This window comes from Providencia sp. PROV272, assembly GCF_049901975.1.
Lineage (GTDB): Bacteria > Pseudomonadota > Gammaproteobacteria > Enterobacterales > Enterobacteriaceae > Providencia > Providencia stuartii.
Genome location: NZ_CP096291.1, coordinates 2,745,430 through 2,769,593, shown reverse-complemented (window position 1 = coordinate 2,769,593; position 24,164 = coordinate 2,745,430). Strand labels below are relative to the sequence as shown.

The window sequence follows — 24,164 nt, the reverse complement described above, 5'->3', positions numbered from 1 at the left end:
TAAAATGTTATAGTTAAAATATGTCAGGTGTCCATTTTGGGCACCTTTTTGCTTTTCCCTTTAAATAAGCCCACTTTTATTATTCAATTACCAATTACACTGCCAAATATTTATTAGTTTAATACTCCTGAATCAGAATATAGATATTATTTTGACCAATTAAGTCATATAAAGAATAAGCAATAATGACTATTGTTTATTGAGTATAATTCGCTCTTAATTAACCAATATCATAAAGCGCCAGTAATAATGGTAAGTGATTAAAGCGTGAATAGGAGCGTGTTATTGAGGGTAGGGAGTCTGATCAATTGAGGTATTCTGAAAACCAAAAAAACAGCCTGACCCCAATATTTTTAGGCTCAGGCTGTGGTTAATTAGCCAATTGTCATTAAGCTTGCATTGCCGCCAGCAGCAGCGGTATTGATGCTTAGTGAGCGCTCATGAACTAATCTTTCTAGCAGTAAGTTAGTTTCACCTCGTTCAAAGCCTTGAACAGAGATAATCGGGCCTTTACGTTTGGCAACCGTTTCACAGACGATTTTGAGTTGATCGCTGTCACCATGGTAAATAACCGCTTCAATATGTCCGTTATACTCTTGCCAATCTTTGGTGATTGAAACTGCGTTACGCACTTTTTCAGGTAGCGACTTATACAGTTTTTGGTGTATTTCGCTTTCTGGCCATAATGCTTGGCAGCCACTCGCAAGAACTCCCGCCAATTGCACTAAGCAGTCTTTCTCGTTATCACTGAGACATAAAATAGTGCCTCGAGGCGTTAAAGTATAAGTGTTTCTTTCCCCTGTAGGCCCAGGTAATAAACGCGAAGTCCCCGCCTGTGCATGACGTGCAAACTGCTCAAAGATAGCCGGTTCGATGCGATTTTCTTGCTTCTCCAACCATGACGAGAAGGCATCAAAAGGTTCGAGGAGTTGTGGTCTTGCGCTGGCATCCATTGCTAACTCATTGTCTTGTCTTTCGAGTGTACGTGATACCGCATTATCAGGGCGTTCACTTAACAACCGATAGAGATAAAGTGGGCCGCCGGCTTTAGGTCCGGTACCAGAGAGGCCTTCACCACCAAATGGTTGAACGCCAACTACAGCACCTACCATATTGCGGTTGACATATAAGTTACCGACTTTTGCTTTCATAACGACTTGATTGATAGTCTCATCAATACGGGTATGAACACCAAGTGTTAACCCATATCCTGCCGCATTAATTTGTTCAATAAGATCGGTGAGTTGTTCGCGCTTGTAGCGCACCACATGTAATACAGGACCAAAAATTTCCTTTTTCAATTCGCCAACGTTGTCTAACTCAATCAGTGTTGGTTTAACATAAGTACCTTCGGACTGCTCACGTAGGTCATCAATATTGTCAAATACAGCTTGGAAGACCTCTTTACCTTTGCTACGCATTTGCTGGATATGCTGTTCAATATTCTCTTTAGCTTCATTATCGATAACCGGCCCGATATCCGTAGAAAGGTGCTCTGGATTGCCCATACGGCACTCTTCCATCGCACCTTTTAACATACGAATTGTGCGATCAGCGACATCTTCTTGGATACATAAAATACGTAGGGCGGAGCAGCGTTGACCTGCACTATCAAAAGCAGAAGCGACAACATCTGTCACGACTTGCTCTGTTAAGGCCGACGAATCGACGATCATCGCATTTAATCCGCCAGTTTCTGCGATGAGTGGGGTTGGACGTCCTTGAGCATCCAGCCTTCCCGCAATATTACGTTGCAGCAATCCAGCAACTTCCGTAGAGCCTGTAAACATTACACCACGAACTCTTGTATCACCCACTAATTTCGCTCCAATTGTTTCCCCTTTACCCGGTAAAAATTGCAATACTTCACGTGGAATACCGGCTTGATGGAGCATTGATACTGCAATTGAGCCGATCAGTGGTGTTTGCTCTGCGGGTTTCGCTAATACCGTGTTACCTGCTGCGAGAGCTGCCGCAATCTGTCCGGTGAAAATTGCTAGAGGGAAGTTCCATGGACTAATGCAAACCACAGGGCCTAACGGTCGATGGGTATTGTTATCAAAGTCATCGCGGACTTGAGTTGCATAATAATTCAAGAAATCAACGGCTTCACGAACCTCTGCAATCGCGTTAGCGTAGGTTTTCCCCGCTTCACGAACCAGTACATCAAGTAGAGGCTGTAATTGTTGCTCCATGATGTCTGCGGCACGTAAGAGGATAGCTGCACGCTCTGACGGTGGAGTCGCAAACCAAATAGCTCCTGCATCATTGGCGATGTTTAATGCATGCTCTGCTTCTTCCAACGTTGCTTCACGAACATGACCGACAATGTCAGAATGGCATGCTGGGTTAATCACTGGAAGCGCATTTTCGGCTGATTTAGCCAGTTGATATTCCCCACCAAGTAGTGGTTGAGCTAATTTTTCTTGCATCGCTGAGGTTAAAAGTGCGCTAGAAAGCGATGCTAAGCGATGTTCATTGGAGAGGTCTAGCCCCATTGAGTTGACACGATTCTTTCCATACAAGTCACGAGGAAGGGCTATTTTAGGGTGAGGTAACCCAATTTGTCCTTCTGCTTTCGATAACTCTAATACGTCTTTGACAGGATCAGATACTAGTTCATCAAGTGGAATGGTCGCATCAGCAATGCGGTTCACAAATGAGGTATTCGCCCCATTTTCGAGTAAGCGACGGACTAAATAAGCCAATAAGGTTTCGTGTGTTCCGACAGGTGCATAGATACGACAAGGGCGGTTGAGTTTACCATCAGCAACTTTCCCGACAACTTGTTCATATAATGGCTCACCCATTCCATGTAGGCATTGGAATTCATATTGACCTGGATAGTAGTTTTTACCTGCAATTTGGTAAATTGCAGCCAGCGTATGGGCGTTATGAGTTGCAAATTGTGGGTAAATCAGATTTGGTACTGACAACAATTTGCGAGCGCATGCGAGGTATGAAACATCGGTATACACTTTACGTGTATAAACAGGGTAGCCTTCTAAACCATCAATTTGAGCGCGCTTAATTTCACTGTCCCAATAAGCCCCTTTAACTAGGCGGATCATCAAGCGGCGTTTGCTTCGTTCAGCAAGATCAATAATTGCATCAATCACGAATGGGCAACGTTTTTGGTACGCCTGAATAACAAAACCAATACCGTTCCAACCTGCAAGTTGCGGCTCAAAGCAAAGTTTTTCGAGTAGGTCGAGGGAGATTTCTAAACGGTCTGCCTCTTCAGCATCAATATTAATTCCAATATCATATTGATGGGCTTGTAATACGAGTGATAGCAAACGAGGGTATAGCTCTTCCATTACGCGAGAGTATTGCGCTCTGCTGTAACGAGGGTGTAAGGCTGATAACTTGATAGAGATCCCCGGTCCTTCATAGATACCGCGGCCATTCGATGCTTTACCGATAGCATGGATCGCCTGTTGGTAGGATACCATATAATCTTGAGCATCTTTTTCTGTTAACGCCGCTTCGCCCAACATATCATAAGAGTAGCGGAAACCTTTTTCTTCCAGCTTCCTTGCATTCGCTAATGCTTGTGCAATTGTTTCGCCAGTAACAAATTGCTCTCCCATTAAGCGCATTGCCATGTCAACGCCTTTGCGAATTAATGGTTCGCCACTTTTACTAATAATACGGTTCAATGAGCTAGATAGCTTGGCTTCATTGTGAGTCGAAACCAGTTTGCCTGTAAATAGTAATCCCCAAGTTGCTGCATTAACAAACATGGAGCTACTTTGGCCCAAATGAGATTGCCAATTACCTGTACTGATTTTATCGCGGATGAGTGCATCTCGTGTTGCTTTATCAGGAATACGTAATAAAGCTTCAGCCAAACACATGAGTGCAACACCTTCTTGTGAAGAGAGTGAAAACTCTTGCAATAAGCCTTGAACTAAACCAGAGCGGCCAATCCCATTTTTTTGATTACGTAATTTTTCTGCGATGGAATAAGCCAACTTATGGGCGGCATCTGCTTGCTCTGCGGGGAGTTGTGCTTGTTGTAGCAACATCGGCAGTGCTTGTGTTTCAGGAATACGATAAGCAGATGTAATCGCTGAGCGTTTAACCGATTGAGGTAAAATATGTTCAGCGAAATCCAAAAAAGGCTGATAATTCGATTCAGTAACGGATTCTTCTTCTGATATTTGGCCATCTTTGTTATCTTGTCCCGAGGAAATCTCAGGGATGAACTGTTGATTATCAAGCTGTTCAAGATAATTAAATATGGCTTGTTTAATTAGCCAATGCGGCGTGCGGTCAAGACGTTGAGCAGCAGTTTTAATGCGTTCACGAGTCGCTTCATCAAGTCTCACACCCATAGTTGTCGTACTACTCATCCCATTTCCTCTAAATAATTAGCTACTAGAAACAAAAAAGTTACACATCAATAGTACGATGTTGCAACTTTGTGCAACGTTGTTAAAGACTATTCTAAAGGAATTGTGAAATATATCGTATTTTTATTTGTAAAATGAGATGGTTAGAAATGGATTTTGCTGATTTTTATTAAAAATCAATATGTTATTAATTCGCTTTGCTAGATGAGTTGTGAGTGAATTGATTAATTCTCGCATCAAAAATTTAACATTTGTGATACGGATATCGTTTATTGAACAAAATAACGTTAATTTCTTGTTAATCGGAAATGAGATTGTCTAGCATGCTAAGGTAGCATTTTTAATCAAGTGCAACTAAATACAAACACAACACACACTATATTTATTATTTAATTTGCTTGCGTGCAATTTAGTGCAACAACCAAAGAAGATAACTATTCTATGGAGAAGACGGATGACTGTAAGCACTCCGATGATCATTATGTTCATCGTATATATTACTGGCATGTTACTTATTGGTTATTTAGCTTATCGTTCAACGAAGAATTTCGATGATTACATTCTTGGTGGACGAAGTTTAGGTAGTGTAGTCACAGCACTTTCAGCAGGGGCCTCTGATATGAGTGGTTGGTTGTTGATGGGGCTACCTGGTGCTATTTTCCTCGCTGGGATTTCAGAAAGTTGGATTGCTATCGGGCTGAGCTTGGGGGCATATCTTAACTGGTTATTTGTTGCTGGGCGTTTGCGGGTTCAAACGGAAAAAAATAATAATGCATTGACGCTACCTGACTACTTTACCAGTCGCTTTGAGGATAATAGTAAAATTTTACGCATTATCTCTGCTGTTGTAATTCTTGTTTTCTTTACTATCTATTGTGCCTCTGGTGTTGTTGCTGGGGGATTACTGTTTGAAAGTACTTTTAATATTAGCTATGAAAAAGCTATGTGGCTTGGTGCGTTAGCAACTATCGCTTATACCTTCCTTGGTGGCTTCTTAGCTGTCAGTTGGACTGATACAGTGCAAGCCTCATTGATGATATTTGCACTTATTTTAACGCCTATTGTGATCATTTTCTCATTAGGTGGACTAGATACTGCAATCGATGTTATTCAAACGAAAAACCCTGAATACTTAGATATGTTTAAGGGGTTGAATTTTGTTGCGATTATTTCATTATTAGGGTGGGGGCTAGGTTACTTTGGTCAGCCTCATATCTTAGCGCGTTTTATGGCTGCTGATTCACATCGCACGATTCGCTCTGCGCGTCGTATTAGTATGACATGGATGATCCTTTGCCTTGGAGGAACAACTGCGGTTGGTTTCTTTGGTATTGCTTACTTCGAAATTAACCCTGCGTTAGCCTCATCGGTGATGGGAAATAACGAACGTATTTTTATGGAGCTTGCAGGAATACTGTTTAACCCATGGGTTGCAGGTATCTTACTCTCTGCTATTTTAGCGGCGGTTATGAGTACATTAAGCTGTCAATTACTTGTGTGCGCAAGTGCGTTAACCGAGGACTTATACAAGCCGTTCCTGCGTAAAAATGCGAGCCAAAAAGAGCTGGTTTGGGTAGGGCGGATCATGGTTCTGGTAGTGGCTGCGATTGCTATCTATATTGCACGTGACCCGAATAACAAGGTGTTAGCATTAGTGAGTAACGCATGGGCTGGCTTTGGTGCCGCATTTGGGCCAGTCGTCTTGATTTCTGTGTTATGGAAACGAATGACTCGTACAGGTGCACTTGCGGGGATGGTTGTTGGTGCCGTTACCGTATTAGTCTGGATGAAATATAAATGGTTTGATCTGTATGAAATCATCCCTGGTTTTATCCTTGCAACAATTGCAATTATTGTGGTCAGTATGATAACTAAAGCGCCAAGTGCCGCTGCTCAAGCCCGCTTTGATGAGGCTGAAGCGGAATATAAAATGAAATAATTGATAAAATAAAGTAACCCCCAATAGTTGGGTAACCAACTATTGGGGGTTATGAGCAAATATAAAATGACTAATGGATCTTTTTCATTGATTTTATTTTTAAATAGTCTCATTTTATGAGCATTCAAATTTGAGTTTTTTGGTTGTTTTTTCACGGTAAATGACAGTAAAAATAATCGGAACAAATAAGCCAATTGAGTATTTTCTTTGAGTAAGGCGCTCAGCTTGCTTCCTCTAGGCTTGTCTAAATCGCTTATTTGCTTTTGTTACCCGATGACTTTCTCACAAGTATCCGCAATCCACTCTGGAGACCCCTTAGACCCACCGTTTAGTGCCAATATTTGCGGAACAATATGATCCCATGCTTTATGTGAAAGCTCATAACTTGGCCTTGATTCAAGTTTTGTTAACCAGCCACGGATATTGGGGTATTTTTCTATCATTTGCTTAAAATTGGGGTCAATCCTTAAAGCAAAAATATCGCAAGCGTAGAGTAAATCTGCGGCGGAAATATCACTTCCTGCTAAGAAATTTTTGCCTTCAAGCAGAAAATCTAAATTTGCAAACATATCATGAAGTGCATTTAATTTGGCTTCAATCTCATTGACCGATGGTTTTGCCACCCCAAGATATGCAGGCATTAACAGTACGGGAAGAAAATATTCCAATGTTGATATTTTACGAAGATTCGTATGATACCAAGACAAATGTTTATTGATGACAGCCTTAGCTCGATGGGTTGCTCCAAACCATTTATCACTGCAACCGTGAATATCTGTAAGATAGTTCATGATTGCCGTTGCTTCGGAAAGGCAAAAATCGTCGTGCTGCATTGCGGGTATCTGATGCAACGGATTGACGGCTAAAAATTCATTAGAAAGATGTTCTCCCCGCGTCAACCATGTGTATTTGATATTGATGGGAATATTAGCTTCAATACAAAGCCAGTGAACGGCTCTGCTTGGCTCTGAAGTAGGATCATGAAAAAGAGTTAATGTGGATAAATCTGCCATTTTTTTACCTTTAATTTAACGTTGCCCATTAGAGATAAAGTGAACTTTACTGGCAAGTTCGTGACTTACCTCTTTCAAAGTAATATCAAAATAAATTAATAAATAACAGCTCAAATTCTTAATAGTCCGTAGATATAAATTCTCTATGCTAATTTAAGTCAATGGCGTCATTAACAGAAGGTGCCTGCATGGCTAGGAAAAAGTGCATTGAAAATGTACTCGCACAAATGAAGAAGTTTGAGCTGAGCATATTTGGCGCAGAAATATGCCATATCGGTAGGCTATGGATATGAATGGATAAGCCATTACGACACAGATAAACGTTAAAAGGCCTGAGTTCAGAAGTGTATTGAAATCAGGCCTGATAAGTTATTTGAACAAAGTATCTAATTTTATGGGAACACTTTGCTATCTGGTCTTTAATGGGTCTGCTTACGACGTTTAACTACTTGGTAACCAATGAATAGAATAATAAACCAGACAGGCGTTGCGATAAGAGCTTGCCTTGTATCGTGCTGGAAGGCGAGCAGGATCACCATAAAGACAAAGAAAGCCAAGCAAATCCACGACATCACAATACCTGCTGGCATTTTATAATGCGAGGCCTGATGAAGTTGTGGGCGGTTTTTTCTGAACTTGAGATAGCTATATAAGATCATGCTCCAGATAAACATAAATAGGATTGCTGACACGGTAGTAACCAACGTGAAAGCGTGCATGATATCTGGGATAAAGTAGATCAAAATAATACCGAAACTTAGGCAAATGCAGGTAAATATTAACCCCGTTGCAGGCACGGCTTTTTTCGATAAGCGACTAAACTGTTTTGGTGCATCGCCTTCTTTTGATAGGCCAAATAGCATGCGGCTCGTAGAAAAAACGCCACTATTGGCAGAGGATGCCGCAGAGGTAAGTACGACAAAGTTGACAATACTTGCTGCGGCAGGAAGGCTGATCAGGACAAACATCTCTACAAATGGGCTTTTATCCGCCAAGATGGTGCGCCAAGGTGTTACCGCCATAATAACTATCAGCGATAGCACATAGAAAGCAATAATTCTAAAAGGGATGGCGTTAATTGCTTTTGGTAATGATTTTTCGGGATCGCGGGTTTCCGCAGCAGCAGTTCCCACTAATTCAATACCAACAAAAGCGAAAATAGCTATCTGGAAACCAGCAAAGAAGCCACTAATCCCCATAGGAAACATTCCGCCGTCATTCCAGATATTGCTTAGTGATGCCGTATGACCAGCCGGTGATTGGAAGTTCATTGCGATTAAAGTGCCGCCAACGATAATTAACGCGATAATGGCGACAATTTTGATCATGGCAAACCAAAACTCCAGTTCACCAAATAATCTGACTGAGACTAAATTGAGTGTTAACAGCGTCACAACACAGATGAAAGAGGTCACCCATTCAGGGAAATCAGGCACCCAAAAGCTGACATAGGATGTGATAGCCACAATATCAGCAATACCAGTAATGACCCAACAAAACCAATAGGTCCAACCAACAAAGAAGCCAGCCCATGGGCCAATCAGGTCGGCAGAAAAGTCGCTGAATGATTTGTAATTAAGATCGGAGAGTAATAATTCACCCATCGCTCGCATAACAAAGAACAAGATGAACCCAATAATCATATAAACGAAGATGATAGAAGGGCCAGCTAGCGAAATAGTTTTACCTGAGCCCATAAATAGGCCCGTTCCGATCGCGCCACCGATAGCGATAAGTTGGATATGTCGGTTGCTGAGGCTACGTTTTAGCTGATTCCTCTCTGTGGGAGGATTTGTTGATGTTGAGGGTTGATTTTCTTCCATAGTATCTATCCAAAGAAGTGGTTATGTGCAGTCACAGTGTATTTTTAATTGTGTGACAGTGTTTGCATAAAATATTGTGACACAAATCTCAGTCAGTGTAAGAAAAACTTAACTGACTGTAATCAGAGTGGTGATATCTTAATCTGAATATAACACCAAGTTAACATTAGCAACCAAAATTTAATTGGTTAAGTAAAATTAGCAGAATAATGTTGACTGTGCTAAATGAGAGGCGTTAAATAAGTGCATCGGGTTGTTAGCTCAGTTGGCAGAGCAGTTGACTCTTAATCAATTGGTCGGGGGTTCGAACCCCCCACGACCCACTAATTAAATCAGTGCGTTATGTGTGAGTGAGTATTTTTAAATTATCTTGCGTGTCATATTCGTGCCATTCGCATTTAAAATATCATCAATGTTTTCCCAGTCGCCCATTTCTTGAAGCGCGGATAGAGCCTCCCCAGATTGCCCAAGTGTGATGTAAGTCTTCGTTGAAAGTGTGTTGGTGCGGTAGGCTACTGCTGATGTATTTCTTGGATATCTAGCGCTTAGCTCGAATGATAGCCCATAAATATATATGCGCTGCGTAAACTTCCTCATTTTCTGCGGTTATTTTCTTTTCCTAATACTCCTCACTATGCCATTTACAAATGATTCTAATCATACTCTCTCTATGATTAACTGATATAATCCATGTAACTTAAAAAAATGAGTTTATGATTATGAAGTTACTAGCTGTTGCTGCTTTATTATTCTCTACATCGACAATAGCGGCTAATCAATGCAAACCTGATAATGAGTGCTTGTCTTTTAAAACCAGTGAGAGTGAAATCTCTATAGCTTGTAAAAATATAGAATCAGCGAAACTCAATACATATATAGATACAAACGGCTCATTAGCTATTATGCTAAAAAGCGGTACTGGGCTGAGTGATTTTTCTGTTAAAAACACTGGAAAAACAATAGATATTTACATTAGTGGCGTAAAGTATCATCGAGCTGTTATTACTGCACGAATGGACACTTCGATTCGAATTCCAATTACAGTACGCCCTAATTTTAAATTAGTAGATGATTTGATAAGGTGTGTGAATTAATATTAATCCAACATGCTTTTAGATTAGGTGATCTTCCTTATTTTCTTCTATCGTATATATCTTGTGGATGAGTATCTTTTTCACAATTTCCACGGTGGTATCGAAATCGAGGCAGAGGACATTAATCGAAGTATGGTACATTCTAACTCATTATTTAGATTTTGCAGGTTCTATTGCGGTTTGAATGCTCTCGATAGCTTCAATGCTAGGTGGCGACGAAGCAATAGAAATCGTGCTTGCTTGCCTGCTAGTTTACGGCTGCAATATATGGTCAGCGTTAAATATTAATTTTATGAAAAAGTATCGAGCCACCACCAAGGGTGTTCAATGCCTTAATTTATTGTGATAACCATAACGAACCCCAATGTTAGAGGGATGACAAAATAGAATGTGCGAATGTAAAAAATAAATATCCATTAAAAATAATATGGAGAATGATAAAAATAGTAGTCAACAAGTAAATAATTGAGAATTTTCTTCTTAAAAAGGATATGAGCCCAGATAGAACACAAACGGAGAGAACAACTTTTAAGCCGTATGACGCAATTATTGAATATAAAAGGGATTCATCAGGGTGTTTAATCAACCACAACGGGATCGTTTTCAATAACGCCCCAATTAAAAATTGAGAAATAAACCAAAATATAGCAACAGATATAAGAGGGTATTGTCCAGTGATCAATTTTTTAAATGGGTTCATAAATAATCATCAGTATTGGATGGGTTTACAGAAAATACTACAGGTAAATGACTAACACAAATATTAAAAGGCGGTTTAGTATGAATTAACTAAAAAACCCCTGTTTTGTAATTACATTTTCATCGCAACTTATGAATATGAAGATAGGCAAATTTACTACAAAGTGATATGCAATCCCCTATAAATCTGCCGATTTGCCTTTCATTAAATATCACTGCTTAAACGCTCACTTAGCTCAATAGTTAAATGTTATCAGCTTTCAGTGTGGAATGACGTGTAAACTAACATAGTCCATTAAGGCAATATACGCGCTTTATATCCATGATAAATCGACATTTACGCTTCTAAGATCTATTCACTATCACCATTGTTAAGTATTTAAAAGCCATCAATGCCTAAAAATTTAGTGCAATCAGCATGAGCGAAATTGTTATATGTTTGTCACAAAATTGTTTCTATTTGTTGTTTTTAATGGTTTGTTGTGATTTTAATCACAATAATCCCATCTTTTTTTACATATAAATCGCTCATCTTTATGTCGTTTTAGTCAATGAAGGATCATCATTATGGTATTTTCCATTCGAGATACACTTTTTTCCTTACTGACCTTGGACGGTATTTCAGGTCATGAAGCCCCTATTGCCAATGTTATGCAAAAACATTTTACAGAGAGCGCTAAGGAAGTTTGGCAGGATCGCCTCGGTAATATAGTTGCTCGTTATGGAAGTGACGACGCAAAAGCGCTGCGTTTAATGGTATTTGCGCATATGGATGAAGTGGGATTTATGGTGCGAAAAATTGAACCGTCGGGGTTTATTCGTTTTGAACGAGTCGGAGGGCCTGCACAGGTGACGATGTCAGGATCTGTTGTCCGTCTTGCGGGAGAGCACGGCTCAATACCTGGATGTATCGGTATTAAATCCTATCACTTTGCTAAAGGTGATGAACGTACGCAATCACCCTCGATTGATCAATTGTGGATTGATGTCGGAGCGAAAGATAAGGCTGACGCTGAAAGAATGGGCATAAAAGTCGGTACGCCAATCACACTGTATAACCCGCCTCAAGAATTAGGCAATGACATGGTGTGTAGTAAAGCATTAGATGATCGACTTGGATGCACTGCTTTACTTGGTTTAGCTGATGCGATTAAAGATAAAAAGCTAGAAATCGCACTATTTATTGTCGCGTCAGTGCAAGAGGAATTTAATATTCGTGGGATTTTACCAGTATTACGCCGTGTAAAACCCGACCTTGCTATTGGGATCGATATTACGCCTTCTTGTGATACGCCCGACCTTCAAGACTATTCGGATTTAGTGATTAACAAAGGTGTCGGCATTACTTGCTTAAACTATCACGGTAGAGGCACGCTTGCGGGATTAGTAACTCCTGTTCGCTTAATCAATATGTTAGAAAAAACAGCTTCCAAAAATCATATTCCGGTACAAAGAGAAGTTGCACCAGGTGTCATAACAGAAACGGGATATATTCAGGTTGAACAAGATGGCATTCCTTGCGCAAGCCTATCTATTCCTTGCCGCTACACACATTCACCGGCTGAAGTTGCTAGCTTACGAGATCTCAGTGACTGCATCCGGTTATTGGCTGCATTAGCGACACTTCCCGCTAATCAGTTTCCTATCGAGTCTGACTCAGACAATAACCAAGAGGTTACATTAAAATGAAAAAAGTCCTCGTTGCATGTGGAACGGGTATGTCTACGTCCACAATGATTGCTCAAAAACTCCAAGATTACTTAGCTAGTGAAGGCATCTTAGTGGCGACTTCACAATGTTGTTTAAACGAAATCCCACTAAACAGCCACGGTGTTGATTTGATCATCACCGCAATGAAAACGGATACAGATTATGGCGTACCGACTTTGAATGGAGCCGCTTTACTAACAGGAGTTAATGACGATGCATTAAAACAAAAAATTAAAACGTTGTTATCACAATAAACCTCATAGGTGACGTTATGTTTGACTATATACTTTCTCTAGGCGGTACAGTATTTGTCCCAATCGTCATGATAATTATTGGCTTAATCTTTCGCATTCCATGGCTACAGGCCATTAAAGCTGGGGTTACCGTCGGTATTGGTTTTGTCGGAATGGGGCTAGTGATCGTGATGGCTATTGATAGCCTAAGCCCCCCATCAAAATTATGATTGAACGTTTTGGCTTATCGCTACATGTACTTGATGTAGGGGCAGGGCCAGCATCCGGTGTTGGCTATGCAACGGCGATTGGTGCAGTCATTATTCCCGTTATTTTCTTACTTAATATCACGTTATTGTTTACTCGCCTAACGAAAACAATGAACGTTGATATTTATAATTATTGGCACTATGCAATTACCGGAACAGTTGTTCAAATTGCGACGGGGAGTTTAGTTTATGGTATCGCTGGTGCTATGTGTCATGCCATCTTATCGCTAAAAATGGCAGATTGGACGGCAAAACGCGTACAGACGATTGTTGGTTTGGAGGGTATTTCAATTCCTCAAGGGTATGGCTCTAGCTCAGTTCCTCTATTTGTACTTCTTGATGCTATCTATGAAAAGATCCCTTTCCTAAAAGGAAAGAATATCGATGCACAAGCTATTCAAAAACGCTATGGCATGGTGGGTGATCCGGTTATTATCGGTGTTGTACTGGGATTATTATTTGGGCTTGCAGCAGGAGAAGACTTTAAAGGTTGTGCGACTTTAATGATTACGGTTGCCGCGATCATGGTGTTATTCCCTCGCATGATCCGCTTAATTGTTGAAGGCTTACTTCCTATCTCTGAAGGCGCTCGTAAATTTTTTCAGAAACATTTTAATGATCGAGAAGTGTTTATTGGCCTAGATACCGCCGTAACGCTGGGTCATCCAACCACAATTGCAGTGGGTTTGCTTCTTATCCCTATCATGTTGATTTTGGCAAGTATCCTGCCATTGAACAATGTATTACCACTCGCTGACTTGCCAGTTGCTCCTTTCTTTATCTGTATGGCCACGGTGATCCACCGCGGTGACTTATTACGCACATTACTGAGTGGTGTGATTGTTATGAGCACCGTTTTGCTCATCGCAACGCAGTTTGCCCCTTTCTTTACCGAAATGGCACGTAATGGCGGATTTAACTTTGCCGAAAATGGCGCGCAGATTAGCGCACTGTCAGTTGGCAATATGTTTGGTTGGTCTATTTACGAATTAATGTCATTTGGTCTTATCGGTGTCGTGTTAACTGTTGGCATTGTTGCCTGTGTCGTTATTTTCTTACGTAATCGTGAATTACCTGAATAAGGAGTATAGAAATGAGTTGGTTGAAGGATGTTATTGGAACAGAAAAAGCAGTCATTGCTATGTGCCATTTACGTGCATTACCTGGTGATCCTGATTTTAATGCGCAGCATAGTATGCAATGGGTAATTGATAGGGCATATGAGGATTTAATGGCATTACAAAATGGCGGTGTTGATGCAGTTATGTTTTCAAATGAATTTAGCCTGCCTTATCTCACTAAAGTGAAGCCGGAGACAACTGCGGCAATGGCACGGATCATTGGTCAATTAATGAGTGAGATCCGTATACCATTTGGTGTAAATGTTCTTTGGGATCCGATCGCTTCGTTCGATTTAGCGATGGCGACAGGAGCGAAATTTATCCGAGAAATATTTACGGGTGCCTATGCAAGTGATTTTGGCGTATGGAATACCAATGTTGGTGAAACTATTCGCCATCAACATCGTATTGGGGCAGGGGATGTAAAAACGCTTTTTAATATTGTACCTGAAGCCGCGGTATATCTAGGTGGACGAGATATCTGCTCAATAGCAAAGTCTACCGTTTTTAATAATAAACCAGATGCACTATGTGTTTCGGGATTAACTGCTGGAGCAAAAACAGATAGTGCAATTTTGAAACAAGTGAAAGATACGGTGCCGAATACTGTGGTCTTTGCCAACACTGGGGTTTGCCTCGAAAACGTTGAAGAGCAGCTGAGTATTGCTGATGGCTGTGTCACCGCGACGACTTTTAAAAAAGATGGCATTTTTGCCAACTTTGTTGATCAAACTCGAGTGGAAAGATTTATGGAGAAAGTGCATAGCATAAGGCAATAAGAAAGGAGATAAGCAAAATACTTATCTCCCTCGTGATACTAAGAGTCCTCGCAAGCTTCGCCAAAAGTTAGGCGAGGACTCAATAATCAAGCATATACCGAACCTTAAAGGAGTCAATATACAATGATTGATGATGCTAAATGGATCCAAATAAATCAAGTTGCAGCCGATTGGAAAGAAGCGCTTAGCATAGCTTGTACGCCTTTAATTATTCATGGTGCTGCTGAGCCTAACTATTTACAAGGCATCATTAAAAACACCCAAAGTTGGGGGCCTTATTATTTAATTGCTCCGGGCATTGCTATGCCACATGCACGTCCGGAACAAGGGGCTATCTATAACCAAATTACTCTCACAACCTTAAAACAGCCCGTTGTATTCGGTCATGAAGATTGTGACCCTGTATGGTTATTAATGACTGTTTGCGCAACTCAAAGTGATGATCATATTCGACTCATACAGTACATCGCTGAACTTATTGATAATCCATTATTACTTGATGAAATTCGTTGTGCTAAAACCCATGATGATGTTTTGCGGTTGCTAAATTCATATTGATTTATCCATGAAGGAGTGATGATGATATTACACCCGTCTTTGGCTTCTGCTGACCCACTTTGGCTGGGTTCAATTATTAATAAACTGGCTAATCAGAATATTGGGTCATTACATCTGGACATTGAAGATGGCAATTTTATCAACAATATTACTTTTGGTATTAAGTTGGTAAAAGCAGTTGCACAAGCTACAGAACATGCATTATCTATTCATTTAATGGTGTCTCAACCGTTATTTTGGATAAGGGAGCTTGCTCCTTTTAGCCCCAAATGGATCTTCTTTTATCCTGAGGCGGTGCAAAACCCTTCAGAAATTATTGCTGAAATAAAAAAGATAAAGGCAAAAGCAGGCATAGCATTAAATCCAAGTACACCAGTTGCTCCTTATCAATACCTCATTAATAAATTAGATGCTTTGATGTTGATGACTAGCGAGCCGGATGGTGAAAATCAGCAATTTATACCATCAATAGTGGATAAAATTCAGCAAATACCACCACTCTTTAGCCAACTGGAGTATTGGGCTGATGGTGGGATCAGTGCAGATAAAATTCAGTCATTAAAAAAGGTTGGTATTAATAATCTTGTCATAGGAAGAGCACTGTTTTCGACTGACGATTATGAAAATACGATAAAACAACTTAGCAATTAAATTCGGAGAGAAGTCGCTTATGAGTCTGTATAAATCTGATCGGATCCAACAGATGCTGCACTATCTTTGGAAATGTCGAGAGCTTTCAACACAACAAGCGGTGGAGTTGTTTGGTTGTGCAGAAGCGACAATTCGTCGCGATTTTCAATATATCGCTGAACATTATCCTGGTATGACGCGAACTCATGGGCACTTAAATTTCGACGACAGTACGACAGATAAAGAGTCTCAATTTGATGTCAGACGCTCTTTAAATTGTGCATCTAAACGTGAAATCGCACTCATTGCTCGCAAATTAATTCATGAAGGCGACTGTTTTTTTCTTGACTCAGGCTCTACTTGTTTAGAATTAGCGAAGTGTCTGGGGGATATTAGCGTTAAAGTCATTTGTAATGACATCAAAATAGCTAACCAACTTGGAATGTTTCCAAATGTAGAAAGTTATATCATTGGGGGGTTAATCAGGCCTGGTTATTTTACGGTAGGTGAAAGCCTAGCATTAGAGACGTTAAATGCTTTTGCCGTTGATTGTGTCTTTATGTCTTGTGATGCATTATCGATTGAGATGGGAATAACGAATGCTACTATGTTTGAGGTGGGAGTTAAACGCAAACTAATAGCGCGTTCACCAGAGGTTATTTTGCTAGCGGATCACACAAAGTTTGATATGTTCGAACCTCATGCTGTTGCAACCCTATCTTGTATTAAAACAATTATTAGCGATAGTGGGCTATCGAGTGAAACTCAGCAACGGTATCGCCAAGCAGGCTGTGAATTAAAATGTGGTTATTAGGGAATAATAGGCGTATTTATTACGGCTATATGTTTCCGTAAAATTGCTGTTCATATGATCACTTAAAAGGATAGGGTGAATCTAGTTGTCGCTGTCTTATTTTAGGATAAGTAGTAAGTGAATAATTTCAGATTTATAGTATTATTTTAGATGATTATTAATTTTCAGCTATCATCATGATGCGCTCAGTTAGCATTGAGATATAGCATGATTTAATTTTTTCGATGTTCAATATCTATTTTATTGTTTTCGAGTTTACTTGGTTTTTATTTTATTATATATCTTCTAATTGAATTTAAGTGCCTTCATTTTTTATTATGAGGTAAAAAAATCCAATTTATATATATTGATTTTGAAGTAAGCTCTGCTCTAACTGAGTTGCTGAAATTTTATTTGATGAAGAGATGAAATACTCTTTTCAAGAGAAAAATGTATCTAATAAAATGAGTAAAGTAATATAAATGAGAATGTCTAAATCAGATTTTTGAATAAGCCGTAGAGGGGAGTAAACTGCCTGTATTATGTCAGTTTGATGCTGAGTGTTTCGTAATATTTCGTTTTTTAATATAAGTATTACACCGTAGACTGTTTTTTAACCTAATTTATAAGATATTGAATAAATCTTAATGATTTTTACCTTTTTTTGTAATATATACTTTATCAATTAAATTTAAATGCTTTTTTTTTGTAAAAATCGAATATTTAATCTGAATATATTCCCTCCTGAGTTTTCTTTTGGTTTTTATTACTATTCAATAATGATGGTCTTTTTTGGATTAAGAGCTATTAAGGCTTATAAGTTCAAGAGAATTCATTAGTTTTTACACTTATTTGTTGTTTTTTGGGTTTCTATAATCAATGGATATTGTTTTAGGATAATTTGATTTAATCAGGATAATTGATTAAATTACCGAAGAAATATTGAATGATTCAGACTTTATGTTTCGTTCTGTACTCGGGGTTAAATAAAAATGAAAATTAGTAATTTAGAATTTGAACAAATTGAATTAGATTTGAGCCATAGGGAAGTGTTTATTAAAGCTGTAGGAATAGAATTAAGAAAATTGAGGAAAAGTTATTCTTTAAGTGGTAGGGAATTAGCTGGAATTATGAATGTATCTCAGCAGCAAATATCTAGATATGAGTGTGGTGTTTGTGCGATCCCTACTGATGTTTTGATTATAATTTTAGGTTTTTTTAAAATTACACTGTTTGAGTTTTTTAAAGGGGTTTATCTAAATGCTTTTGATATAGATATGAATATGGTTCAAGATAAATACTATAATGTTTTTATTTCTCATTGAACGCGAATTCAGATAATAAGTGCAACGCTCGGTCATGTTAGATGGAAGGACGGTTAGCTACTGATAAGCTATCCTGCTCTTCCGACCAAAGATGAGCGAGTAAGTATGAAGTATCAGCAACTAACCGAAGGACAACGATACCAGATATCGATACTGCGTGAGGATAATTTATCCTGCCATGAGATAGGTATCCGTATCGGTGTAAGCAAGTCCACGGTCTCCCGTGAACTGAGGCGTAACACTTCAGATACTGGTTATAACCCACAACAGGCACACCAGAAGTGCTGTGATAGGCGGCTGTCATCTGCCAAAAGGACAATTCCTCAGCAGACCATAGATTTCGTGATATTTGCTCTGGAGTGGAAGTGGAGTCCTGAGCAAATAAGTGCAATTGGCAGCATTATTGGTCTTAGCGTCAGCCATGAATGGATTTACCAGTATATCTATGCGGATAAGCGTAGCGGTGGCGAGTTGTACAGGCATCTTAGGCAGGGCAAACGGCGATATCGTAAGGGCTACGGGCAGAAACGAGGGCGCATCCCTGATGCGGTATCCATTGAGCTACGGCCGTCAGTCGTCGATGACCGTAGCCGTCTGGGGGACTGGGAGGCCGATTTGGTGCAGGGTAAACAGGGCACTGGTGCTATCGTGACACTGGCAGAACGCAAAAGCCGTATTTACCTGACAAAAAAGGTGTTTTCAAAGGATGCGGTGGAAGTCAGTAAGGCCATTATCTCACTGCTGAGTGAGTATCAGGATGTATGTCACACAATAACGTTCGATAACGGTCTAGAGTTTAGTGAGCACAAGGCGATAGCAGAAGCACTGAACGCAGATACGTACTTTGCCCATCCGTATGCCTCGCATGAGCGTGGGCTGAACGAGAATACGAATGGGTTGTTAAGACAGTTTATCCCGAAAGGAACAGACCTGCGGACAGTGACAGAAGAAGACTTACAACGCTATCAGGGAGCGTTGAACAGCAGGCCACGCAAGTGTCTGGGGTTCAGACAACCTTCGGTGGTGTTTGCGGAGCTAAGAAAGGCGGCTTAGCGTTGCACTTCGGACTTGAATCCGCCAGAGCTTAAATTAAGAAAGATAGGCTTTTTAGAATTACAACTCGAGTCAATCGCGGTTATCAGCCACGAATGTAATTTACAAACGTATAAAGGTCCTAGTGATTTTGTAAGTTCAATCGTCGGTACGGGTAACCCACTCGATAAAGAGGGTAACCGTTCAGCGTTTATTGAAGAAGCCCGGTGTCATTTAGACGTTTCATTACTGATTGAATTTTCAGATAGAAATGATGAGTACGGTAATGTGTTAACGGATAAATCAATCGTTGACCGGATTTATGAGCTAATCCCAATGATGAAACTGGCTGGTGGCGATATTTTGTCTGTGGATCTGCCTCAGATGCATTATTTGCCTGCCAATGATGATATGGGGAAATATAGACGTAGCTTATTCAATAGTTTAATGCCCGGCTACGCTTTGATTGAGCGTAGAGACTTAATGGTATCTGCAATGGAAGATGGTCAAGATGCCATGGATGCGCTTTTAGACTATGTGACTGTCCATAATCAATGCGTTGAAGTAGACATTCAAAATGAATCAAAAAACAAACACTATGAGTGGAAAGTTCAGCGTAAAACAGCGGGCTGGATTGTACCAATAGCGACAGGTTACCAAGGTATTTCCCCATTAGGTCAGGCTAAAAATCAACGAGACCCAAACGTTCCCCATCGGTTTGCGGAAAGTCTTGTGACGCTTGGTCAATTTGTCATGGTCAATAAGATAGGCCATCCCAATGAAATATTATGGAAATACAGTAATAACTTAGAAAATAGTCTCTATTTATGCCAACAAGTTGAATCAAAATATTTTACGAGCGGAGAGTAACAATGGCGAAGAATAATGATGTAGCATCAGTACTGGCATTTGAAAAAAAATTAGTTCCTTCAGATGGTTATTTTTATGGTACGAGTTGGGATCATAAATCACAATGTACACCGCTCGTGCTACAAGAAAAGTCAGTCCGAGGTACCATTTCAAATCGTTTAAAAGGTCCGGTTAAAAACGACCCATTAAAATTGAACGCTGAAGTAGAAAAAGCCAACTTACAAACAGTTGATGCTTGTGCATTAGGCACTCAACAAGATACGTTAAAGCATCAATTTACACTCAAAATTTTGGGGGGTGTAGAGACGCCATCTGCTTGTAATAATGCCTCTTTTAAAGAAAGTTATACTAAAGCGGCAAAAGAATATATTGCTAGGGAAGGTTTCCGTGAGCTTGGTCGCCGTTATGCGCATAATATTGCTAATGCACGCTTCTTATGGCGCAACCGCGTGGGCGCTGAAAAAATTGAAGTTGAAGTGAGAGTATTAAATAAAGGGCAAGAGCAGCAATGGACATTTGATGCGACACAATACAGCATTCGTAGTTTTGAAAAGCAAGATGATAAAGTGAATGAGTTAGGCGCTAAAATTGCTGCTGCACTGGCAAACAGTGAAGGGGCACTACTTCTTGAAATTACCACCTATGCCCAACTCGGGCAGTCTCAGGAAGTTTATCCTAGTGAAGAGTTGGTATTGGATAAAGGTAAAGGTGATAAAAGTAAGATCCTTTATCATGTGAACGGTCATGCGGCGATGCATTCACAAAAAATAGGCAATGCTCTACGCTCTATCGATACTTGGTATCCTGATTATAACGATGAAGTTAATAGTGCGGGGGCAATTGCTATTGAACCTTATGGGGCCGTGACTAACCTTGGTCGTGCATATCGAACTCCTAGCGATAAACAGGACTTTTATACGCATTTTGATAAATGGGCTCGTGGTGAAAAATTGGCACGACTCGAAGATGAACACTATGTTATGGCGGTCTTGGTGCGTGGTGGTGTCTTTGGGGAAAGTGACAAATAAGGTGAACTATGGACTATTATCAGGAGATCACATTACTGCCTGATTCGACGATACCGTTGGACTTTTTATGGCAAAAGGTCTATCAGCAAATACATATTGCGTTGGTAGAAAATAAGTCTGAGGCCGGTGATAGCGAAGTTGCGGTTGCATTTCCTGAATATGGAAGTGTTGGCTTCCGGTTAGGAAAAAAATTGCGTTTGCTCGCAAAGACTGAAAAAACGCTGACTCAGTTAAATATCAGTCACTGGCTAATGAGGCTAGCGGATTATGTGCATATTAAGTCGATTCAAGCGGTGCCAGAGCATGCCACGCCAATTAGTTATGTGCGTCAACATGTAAAAGGTGCAAAGCGTCTTGAACTGGATAGGTATAAGAAAGCTCAACTGTATTCAGTAAAATCAGGGCAGCCTATTGAGGTCTGTTTAAGCGCAATAAAAGAGCCTCAAACGCGTAGTCGTTTACCTTTTATTTGGATGGAAAGTCAGCAAACAAAGTCTAAAACAGAAGGCGATGGGCATCGTCCATTTCCACTCTTTATTCGGTGTGTTGCTGCGAAGGAAGCAAAGGCAGGCACGTTTAATTGTTATGGGTTAAGTCAGTCTATGGGGAAAGGCGAAGAGGTTGCCACCGTTCCACATTTTTGACCTTTTTTACCCTTGTTTTTTTGCTCTTTAAAAATTAAACATAAAAACAATAAGTTGCAGCAGGCTGTAAAAAAGAAGGTATTTTGATAAAAATAGCTTTAACTGTTTGTTGTGACTTATTTTTTATTTGATACGCTATAGTTCACTGCCGCATAGGCAGCTTAGAAATGACAAAGATTATTTTTTCAAGCCTTCATTTGGTTCACTGCCGCATAGGCAGCTTAGAAAATCACGGAAGTGATTGACGCAAAGTTACGCTACGTTCACTGCCGCATAGGCAGCTTAGAAAACGATTTACATATAGTGATATCCGTCTAACATGTTCACTGCCGCATAGGCAGCTTAGAAAGTCCGCATTTGCTATTGGAGTGTCATCAAGAAGTTCACTGCCGCATAGGCAGCTTAGAAAAATGAAACATCTACTTGATTTTATAATATTTTTCAAGGTGACCATTTTGGCTTGTTCTATAAAATACAAAGGTAGCTTCTAATTCTTTATTTTCGTCCAAAGTCACCGCTAATAGAGGCGAGGATTTATCAATCGGCTTTGTAAATACAACTGGTTTATATGAGACGGCGGATTCAAGTCCGAAGTGCAACGCTAAGCCGCCTTTCTTAGCTCCGCAAACACCACCGAAGGTTGTCTGAACCCCAGACACTTGCGTGGCCTGCTGTTCAACGCTCCCTGATAGCGTTGTAAGTCTTCTTCTGTCACTGTCCGCAGGTCTGTTCCTTTCGGGATAAACTGTCTTAACAACCCATTCGTATTCTCGTTCAGCCCACGCTCATGCGAGGCATACGGATGGGCAAAGTACGTATCTGCGTTCAGTGCTTCTGCTATCGCCTTGTGCTCACTAAACTCTAGACCGTTATCGAACGTTATTGTGTGACATACATCCTGATACTCACTCAGCAGTGAGATAATGGCCTTACTGACTTCCACCGCATCCTTTGAAAACACCTTTTTTGTCAGGTAAATACGGCTTTTGCGTTCTGCCAGTGTCACGATAGCACCAGTGCCCTGTTTACCCTGCACCAAATCGGCCTCCCAGTCCCCCAGACGGCTACGGTCATCGACGACTGACGGCCGTAGCTCAATGGATACCGCATCAGGGATGCGCCCTCGTTTCTGCCCGTAGCCCTTACGATATCGCCGTTTGCCCTGCCTAAGATGCCTGTACAACTCGCCACCGCTACGCTTATCCGCATAGATATACTGGTAAATCCATTCATGGCTGACGCTAAGACCAATAATGCTGCCAATTGCACTTATTTGCTCAGGACTCCACTTCCACTCCAGAGCAAATATCACGAAATCTATGGTCTGCTGAGGAATTGTCCTTTTGGCAGATGACAGCCGCCTATCACAGCACTTCTGGTGTGCCTGTTGTGGGTTATAACCAGTATCTGAAGTGTTACGCCTCAGTTCACGGGAGACCGTGGACTTGCTTACACCGATACGGATACCTATCTCATGGCAGGATAAATTATCCTCACGCAGTATCGATATCTGGTATCGTTGTCCTTCGGTTAGTTGCTGATACTTCATACTTACTCGCTCATCTTTGGTCGGAAGAGCAGGATAGCTTATCAGTAGCTAACCGTCCTTCCATCTAACATGACCGAGCGTTGCACTTATTATCTGAATTCGCGGACACTTTGCTCACGAAAAGAACCATATTAGTTAGCCCCAATCACTTAGACTTCATCTTTATGACCAATTTGATAACGATTATCAATTGAGCTCTGAGATAAGCATCCTACTGAAATAAAACAAATATTTCCTTAGTGCGAGTTTGAAGTTGAGTTAAGGCTTCAAGTATATCATCATGATTGAGTGTGCGTTGCGGCTTCTTTTCCGTCAGTTAGATGGCCCATTATCCGGAGGAGCGCCTTGAGAACGCGTATTACCATTTATCCTGAACCAATTTTATCAATTCTAATGTGCGGCCTAAGCGTGTATTATCAACGATAGCCCTTGGTCAACCTCGGACAGCTGATCATAAATAGAATAGGGCAAAATTCCGCCTTTTAAGCGGAGCTCTTTTTTCGAATTAACTCGAAACACCTCAATATCGCCATTAGCGTTTTTCGACTCAGCCTCTGAATCACGCTGTAGTATCGAAAGATTACAACGTGTACCTGATAAGAGCACCAATCAATGGACTAGGGATATTTTGGATTGCACCGTCAAAAGAAGCCCAACCTAACCAGGCTTAGCTAAGTTAATGGGCTAAAAAGCCATC

General features: G+C 40.5%; 18 protein-coding genes, 1 tRNA gene, 1 pseudogene and 1 CRISPR repeat array. Of the genes and pseudogenes, 15 read left to right on the top strand and 5 right to left on the bottom strand.

Features of this window, described 5'->3' with window-relative positions; all coding sequences use genetic code 11:
• Window positions 1–374 precede the first annotated feature (374 nt).
• Window positions 375–4,340, bottom strand: a complete 3,966-nt coding sequence (gene putA, locus M1E93_RS12780; protein WP_169342114.1) for a trifunctional transcriptional regulator/proline dehydrogenase/L-glutamate gamma-semialdehyde dehydrogenase — start codon at window positions 4,338–4,340, stop codon at window positions 375–377.
• A gap of 472 nt (window positions 4,341–4,812) precedes the next feature.
• On the opposite strand from putA, the gene putP reads away from it, so the two are divergent.
• Entirely contained in the window at window positions 4,813–6,297 is a 1,485-nt protein-coding gene (putP, locus tag M1E93_RS12775) for a sodium/proline symporter PutP (RefSeq protein ID WP_014658023.1), read from the top strand.
• A 266-nt stretch (window positions 6,298–6,563) separates the two neighbouring features.
• On the opposite strand, the gene M1E93_RS12770 is transcribed toward putP, so the two are convergent.
• Together M1E93_RS12770 and cycA are read right to left on the bottom strand one after the other, a co-directional pair.
• Window positions 6,564–7,310, bottom strand: a complete 747-nt coding sequence (locus M1E93_RS12770) for a glutathione S-transferase family protein (protein WP_004918526.1) — start codon at window positions 7,308–7,310, stop codon at window positions 6,564–6,566.
• A gap of 419 nt (window positions 7,311–7,729) precedes the next feature.
• Entirely contained in the window at window positions 7,730–9,133 is a 1,404-nt protein-coding gene (gene cycA / locus M1E93_RS12765) for a D-serine/D-alanine/glycine transporter (RefSeq protein ID WP_076914412.1), read from the bottom strand.
• A gap of 250 nt (window positions 9,134–9,383) precedes the next feature.
• On the opposite strand from cycA, the gene M1E93_RS12760 reads away from it, so the two are divergent.
• The 14 genes and pseudogenes from M1E93_RS12760 (at window position 9,384) to cas6f (ending at window position 21,918) form a co-directional block, all read left to right on the top strand.
• Window positions 9,384–9,456, top strand: a tRNA-Lys gene (locus M1E93_RS12760).
• A gap of 396 nt (window positions 9,457–9,852) precedes the next feature.
• Window positions 9,853–10,227: a hypothetical protein gene (locus M1E93_RS12755; RefSeq protein ID WP_426206982.1), complete on the top strand. Its 375-nt coding sequence runs from the start codon at window positions 9,853–9,855 to the stop codon at window positions 10,225–10,227.
• A 1,266-nt stretch (window positions 10,228–11,493) separates the two neighbouring features.
• On the top strand, window positions 11,494–12,615 hold the full coding sequence (locus M1E93_RS12750; RefSeq protein WP_004918530.1) for a M42 family metallopeptidase: 1,122 nt from the start codon (window positions 11,494–11,496) through the stop codon (window positions 12,613–12,615).
• Complete coding sequence (sgcB, locus tag M1E93_RS12745) at window positions 12,612–12,890, top strand: PTS sugar transporter subunit IIB SgcB (RefSeq protein ID WP_004918532.1); 279 nt, start codon at window positions 12,612–12,614, stop codon at window positions 12,888–12,890. Before M1E93_RS12750 ends, sgcB begins: the two co-directional genes overlap by 4 nt.
• 17 nt (window positions 12,891–12,907) lie before the next feature.
• Window positions 12,908–14,220, top strand: a pseudogene (gene sgcC / locus M1E93_RS12740) (PTS sugar transporter subunit IIC SgcC).
• A gap of 11 nt (window positions 14,221–14,231) precedes the next feature.
• The gene (locus M1E93_RS12735) at window positions 14,232–15,038 is read left to right on the top strand and encodes a BtpA/SgcQ family protein (RefSeq protein ID WP_004918534.1); all 807 of its coding nucleotides are present in this window, start codon (window positions 14,232–14,234) and stop codon (window positions 15,036–15,038) included.
• A 123-nt stretch (window positions 15,039–15,161) separates the two neighbouring features.
• Window positions 15,162–15,596: a PTS sugar transporter subunit IIA gene (locus M1E93_RS12730; RefSeq protein WP_004918535.1), complete on the top strand. Its 435-nt coding sequence runs from the start codon at window positions 15,162–15,164 to the stop codon at window positions 15,594–15,596.
• 21 nt (window positions 15,597–15,617) lie between these two features.
• Window positions 15,618–16,247: an epimerase gene (locus M1E93_RS12725; RefSeq protein ID WP_104873382.1), complete on the top strand. Its 630-nt coding sequence runs from the start codon at window positions 15,618–15,620 to the stop codon at window positions 16,245–16,247.
• A gap of 19 nt (window positions 16,248–16,266) precedes the next feature.
• Window positions 16,267–17,040 carry a DeoR/GlpR family DNA-binding transcription regulator gene (locus tag M1E93_RS12720; RefSeq protein ID WP_053110762.1) on the top strand — a complete coding sequence of 258 codons (774 nt, stop codon included), beginning with the start codon at window positions 16,267–16,269 and terminating at the stop codon, window positions 17,038–17,040.
• Between the two features lie 971 nt (window positions 17,041–18,011).
• A complete protein-coding gene (locus tag M1E93_RS12715; protein WP_004918538.1) occupies window positions 18,012–18,344 on the top strand; it encodes a helix-turn-helix domain-containing protein in 333 nt (110 codons plus the stop codon).
• Window positions 18,345–18,449: 105 nt separating this feature from the next.
• Window positions 18,450–19,397, top strand: coding sequence for an IS30 family transposase (locus M1E93_RS12710; protein WP_140035165.1), 948 nt, complete (start codon window positions 18,450–18,452; stop codon window positions 19,395–19,397).
• 15 nt (window positions 19,398–19,412) lie between these two features.
• Window positions 19,413–20,246 carry a type I-F CRISPR-associated protein Csy2 gene (locus tag M1E93_RS12705; RefSeq protein ID WP_426206981.1) on the top strand — a complete coding sequence of 278 codons (834 nt, stop codon included), beginning with the start codon at window positions 19,413–19,415 and terminating at the stop codon, window positions 20,244–20,246.
• A gap of 2 nt (window positions 20,247–20,248) precedes the next feature.
• Window positions 20,249–21,274: a type I-F CRISPR-associated protein Csy3 gene (gene csy3 / locus M1E93_RS12700; protein WP_104873396.1), complete on the top strand. Its 1,026-nt coding sequence runs from the start codon at window positions 20,249–20,251 to the stop codon at window positions 21,272–21,274.
• An 8-nt stretch (window positions 21,275–21,282) separates the two neighbouring features.
• Entirely contained in the window at window positions 21,283–21,918 is a 636-nt protein-coding gene (gene cas6f, locus M1E93_RS12695; protein ID WP_004918644.1) for a type I-F CRISPR-associated endoribonuclease Cas6/Csy4, read from the top strand.
• A 140-nt stretch (window positions 21,919–22,058) separates the two neighbouring features.
• A CRISPR array of direct repeats spans window positions 22,059–22,327; the repeat unit is 28 nt; unit sequence GTTCACTGCCGCATAGGCAGCTTAGAAA.
• Window positions 22,328–22,337: 10 nt separating this feature from the next.
• Here the strand turns inward: cas6f and M1E93_RS12690 are convergent.
• Together M1E93_RS12690 and M1E93_RS12685 are read right to left on the bottom strand one after the other, a co-directional pair.
• On the bottom strand, window positions 22,338–22,577 hold the full coding sequence (locus M1E93_RS12690) for a type VI secretion system tube protein Hcp (RefSeq protein ID WP_426206978.1): 240 nt from the start codon (window positions 22,575–22,577) through the stop codon (window positions 22,338–22,340).
• The gene (locus M1E93_RS12685; protein WP_140035165.1) at window positions 22,520–23,467 is read right to left on the bottom strand and encodes an IS30 family transposase; all 948 of its coding nucleotides are present in this window, start codon (window positions 23,465–23,467) and stop codon (window positions 22,520–22,522) included. Before M1E93_RS12685 ends, M1E93_RS12690 begins: the two co-directional genes overlap by 58 nt.
• Between the last annotated feature and the right edge of the window lie 697 nt (window positions 23,468–24,164).

Bases quoted from the DNA above. Each gene is read 5' to 3' on its own strand.
- putA (WP_169342114.1), bottom strand. From the start codon at position 4,340: ATGGGTGTGAGACTTGATGAAGCGACTCGTGAACGCATTAAAACTGCT.
- putP (WP_014658023.1), top strand. From the start codon at position 4,813: ATGACTGTAAGCACTCCGATGATCATTATGTTCATCGTATATATTACT.
- M1E93_RS12770 (WP_004918526.1), bottom strand. From the start codon at position 7,310: ATGGCAGATTTATCCACATTAACTCTTTTTCATGATCCTACTTCAGAG.
- cycA (WP_076914412.1), bottom strand. From the start codon at position 9,133: ATGGAAGAAAATCAACCCTCAACATCAACAAATCCTCCCACAGAGAGG.
- M1E93_RS12755 (WP_426206982.1), top strand. From the start codon at position 9,853: ATGAAGTTACTAGCTGTTGCTGCTTTATTATTCTCTACATCGACAATA.
- M1E93_RS12750 (WP_004918530.1), top strand. From the start codon at position 11,494: ATGGTATTTTCCATTCGAGATACACTTTTTTCCTTACTGACCTTGGAC.
- sgcB (WP_004918532.1), top strand. From the start codon at position 12,612: ATGAAAAAAGTCCTCGTTGCATGTGGAACGGGTATGTCTACGTCCACA.
- M1E93_RS12735 (WP_004918534.1), top strand. From the start codon at position 14,232: ATGAGTTGGTTGAAGGATGTTATTGGAACAGAAAAAGCAGTCATTGCT.
- M1E93_RS12730 (WP_004918535.1), top strand. From the start codon at position 15,162: ATGATTGATGATGCTAAATGGATCCAAATAAATCAAGTTGCAGCCGAT.
- M1E93_RS12725 (WP_104873382.1), top strand. From the start codon at position 15,618: ATGATATTACACCCGTCTTTGGCTTCTGCTGACCCACTTTGGCTGGGT.
- M1E93_RS12720 (WP_053110762.1), top strand. From the start codon at position 16,267: ATGAGTCTGTATAAATCTGATCGGATCCAACAGATGCTGCACTATCTT.
- M1E93_RS12715 (WP_004918538.1), top strand. From the start codon at position 18,012: ATGAAAATTAGTAATTTAGAATTTGAACAAATTGAATTAGATTTGAGC.
- M1E93_RS12710 (WP_140035165.1), top strand. From the start codon at position 18,450: ATGAAGTATCAGCAACTAACCGAAGGACAACGATACCAGATATCGATA.
- csy3 (WP_104873396.1), top strand. From the start codon at position 20,249: ATGGCGAAGAATAATGATGTAGCATCAGTACTGGCATTTGAAAAAAAA.
- cas6f (WP_004918644.1), top strand. From the start codon at position 21,283: ATGGACTATTATCAGGAGATCACATTACTGCCTGATTCGACGATACCG.
- M1E93_RS12685 (WP_140035165.1), bottom strand. From the start codon at position 23,467: ATGAAGTATCAGCAACTAACCGAAGGACAACGATACCAGATATCGATA.